The sequence below is a fragment of the Streptomyces sp. NPDC037389 genome (genome assembly GCF_040636475.1).
GTDB lineage: Bacteria > Actinomycetota > Actinomycetes > Streptomycetales > Streptomycetaceae > Streptomyces > Streptomyces hesseae.
The window spans coordinates 1-3,316 of the sequence record NZ_JBEZUS010000038.1 but is presented as its reverse complement, the minus strand read 5'-3'; the positions used below and the strand labels follow the sequence as shown (position 1 = coordinate 3,316).

The 3,316-nt window shown below is 68.5% G+C and carries 2 protein-coding genes; both read left to right on the top strand.

Features of this window, described 5'->3' with window-relative positions; genetic code table 11:
* The first annotated feature begins 103 nt into the window (after positions 1-103).
* Positions 104-637 carry a hypothetical protein gene (locus AB0E98_RS33460; protein WP_053665815.1) on the top strand — a complete coding sequence of 178 codons (534 nt, stop codon included), beginning with the start codon at positions 104-106 and terminating at the stop codon, positions 635-637.
* 43 nt (positions 638-680) lie between these two features.
* The coding region (locus tag AB0E98_RS33455; RefSeq protein ID WP_361710243.1) for a Helicase associated domain protein at positions 681-3,316 on the top strand (2,636 nt) is incomplete at its 3' end.

Here is a 3,316-nt window from a genome sequence, read left to right as displayed (position 1 = left end):
GCATCAGATTGATGCAGCATGTAGTGTTGGCGGGAACACGGGACACCCTCCAACCACCTGATGCGGGCCCAGATGCCCGCGCTTTTCGGAAAAGGGAAAACGCATGTGGAGTGCTCAGGACGTGGCGCGGGATCAGGTCCGGCGTCAGGCGAATGGCCTGGACGTCGCCGCCGTTGCGGGAAAAGTCGCGGAGGCCGCTGTCCGTGAGCGGGAAACCGCGGATCAGTTGAGGGGAAACGGTTCCTTCTACGAGTTCGAGATGGATCGGGAGCGGTTGGCTGTCATCTGGCTGGCCCAGCACGCTGAGTGGCGGCGCGTCAGAGACTTGATGACTGTGGCCGGTTGGAGTGTGTACGAGCCGGACCAGGATGCTCAGGGCTCGGTGTGGGCTCGCGAGCGTGAGGAACGACTTGCTGGTGCTCTTGCGGCACAGGCCGCCTTGGGGGAACGGCGGGGGGAGGAAGCCGATGAGCTGCGGGCGGAGGTCTGGCTGTCCGTCGCGTCCAGTCGGCTGGTCCAGGTGGTGGCCGGCCGGACGGGGCTGCGTCCCTCTGAGGTTCTGGCCCAGCTGGCCGAGCGGATCGTGGTGGGCGAGGACGGTACGGTGTCCGTCCCGCCTTTTACGCCGTCCCTGTGATTTCCGAAGCGAGCGGAAAAGAAGGCAGAGGAGGAGCGGGGAAATGCTGGGTATTCGGCTTCGGGAACATCAGGTGGCCCAGAAAGCGGCTTTCCGTAGGTGGGTGGGATTCCCTGCAAGATCATCCGTACCGTCGGAGGGGGCGCGTGGAACGATCGTGTCCGCGACCGGGTCGGGGAAGACGATCACGGCTGCCGCGTGCGCGCTGGAGTGCTTTCCGGGCGGGCGGGTCCTGGTGACCGTGCCGACTCTGGACCTGCTCGTGCAGACCGCTGAGGCGTGGCGGCTGGTGGGCCACCGGGCGCCGATGGTGGCGGTGTGCTCGCTGGAGAACGACCCAGTGCTCAACTCGCTGGGGGTGCGGACCACCACCAACCCGATCCAGCTCGCCCTGTGGGCCGGGCGCGGGCCGGTGGTCGTGTTCGCCACATACGCCTCCCTGGTGGACCGCGAGGACTTCGAGGATCCGATGGGCCAGGGGAAGGTGCGCGGGCCTTTGGAAGCCGCTCTGGCGGGCGGGGAGCGCCTGTACGGGCAGCAGATGGACGGGTTCGACCTCGCGATCGTGGACGAGGCCCACGGCACGGCAGGTGATCTTGGCAGGCCGTGGGCGGCGATCCACGACAACGCCCGTATCCCGGCGGACTTCCGGCTGTACCTGACCGCGACGCCGCGCATCCTCGCCTTGCCCCGGCCGCAGAAGGGCACGGACGGGAAGGAGCTGGAGATCGCGAGCATGGCCGACGACCCGGACGGGCCTTACGGGTCGTGGCTGGCCGAGCTCGGGCTCTCGGAGGCGATCGAACGAGGCATCCTCGCCGGGTTCGAGATCGACGTGCTGGAGATCCGCGACCCCTCGCCCGCCCTCGGGGAATCGGAGGAGGCGCAGCGGGGCCGACGTCTCGCCTTGCTGCAGACCGCACTTTTGGAGCACGCGGCAGCGTACAACCTGCGTACGGTCATGACGTTCCACCAGAAGGTGGAAGAGGCAGCCGCGTTCGCGGAAAAGCTGCCCCAGACGGCAGCCGAGCTGTACACCAACGACGCCTCCGATGACGACCTGGCGAAGGCGGAGGAGCTGCCGAAGTCGTCCATCGACGCGGAGTTCTACGACCTGGAGGCTGGCCGTCACGTCCCGCCGGACCGAGTCTGGTCCGCCTGGCTGTGCGGCGACCACCTCGTCAGTGAGCGGCGTGAGGTGCTGCGGCAGTTCGCCAACGGCATCGACGCCAACAACCGGCGCGTACACAGGGCGTTCCTCGCGAGCGTTCGCGTGCTCGGGGAAGGCGTGGACATCACCGGCGAACGGGGCGTGGAAGCCGTCTGTTTCGCCGACACCCGCGGCTCCCAGGTCGAGATCGTCCAGAACATCGGCCGAGCCCTCAGACTGAACCGGGACGGCAGCACGAAGATCGCCCGCATCATCGTGCCGGTCTTCCTGGAGCCCGGCGAGGATCCCACCGACATGGTCGCCTCCGCCTCGTTCCGCCCCCTTGTAGCCGTTTTGCAGGGCCTCCGCAGTCATGACGACCGGCTCGTTGAGCAGCTCGCATCCCGCGCGTTGTCCCGGGGCAAGCACGGGCGCAAGGTGCACGTTCAGCGCGATGAGGAGGGCCGGATCGTCGGGGCCGGCGGCGAGGTGGGCGAGGACCAGGAGCAGGACGACACGCAGGCCGCCGCCGATTCGGCGCTGCTGCACTTCTCCTCTCCCCGGGACGCGGCGACGATCGCCGCGTTCCTGCGTACCCGGGTGTACCGGCCGGAGTCCCTGGTGTGGCTGGAGGGCTACCAGGCGCTGCTGCGGTGGCGGGCGGAGAACGAGATCACCGGTCTCTACGCCGTGCCCTACGACGTTGAGACCTCCGTGGGTGTGACGAAGGCGTTTCCGCTTGGGCGCTGGGTGCACCAGCAGAGGAAGGCGCTGCGGGCGGGTGAGCTAGAACCGCGACGCAAGGAGCTGCTGGACGCACCGGAGGCCGGGATGGTGTGGGAGCCGGGCGAGGAAGCCTGGGAGGCCAAGCTCGCCGCGCTGCGGTCGTACCGGAGGGCCACGGGGCACCTCGCTCCGCGTCAGGACGCGGTCTGGGGCGAGGCCATGGTGCCGGTGGGGCAGCACATGGCCAACCTGCGCCGGAAGGGCGGCCTCGGTAAGGACCCGGAGCGAGCGGCGGAGCGCGCGAAGCAGCTGGCCGCGATCGACCCGGACTGGAACTGCCCCTGGCCGCTGGACTGGCAACGCCACTACCGCGTCCTCGCCGACCTCGTAGACGCCGACGGCCACCTGCCCGACATCCAGCCCGGCGTGCTCTTCGAAGGCGACGACCTGGGCAAATGGCTCGCCCGGATGCAAGAGTCGAGTACTTGGGCGCAGTTGTCGGAAGAGCAGCAGCAGCGGCTCTCCGAGCTGGGCATGAAGCCCACTGAGCGGCCCGCTGCAGCCACGGTGGATAAGAGTGTCGGGAAGGCGGGGAAGGCGTCAGCGGCCTTCCAGAAGGGCGTTCAGGCGCTCACACAGTACATCGCCCGTGAAGGGCACCACCGTGTCCCGAGGGCCCATGCCGAGGAGATTGCGGTCGACGGCGCAGTGGAGCCGGTGGTCGTGAAGCTGGGCGTATGGATCTCCAACACCATATCGAGGCGCGAGAAGCTCACCGAGCCCCAGCGTGCCGCCCTCGCGAA

Excerpts from the sequence above, each read along its gene's own strand:
- AB0E98_RS33460 (WP_053665815.1), top strand. The coding sequence starts at position 104 with ATGTGGAGTGCTCAGGACGTGGCGCGGGATCAGGTCCGGCGTCAGGCG.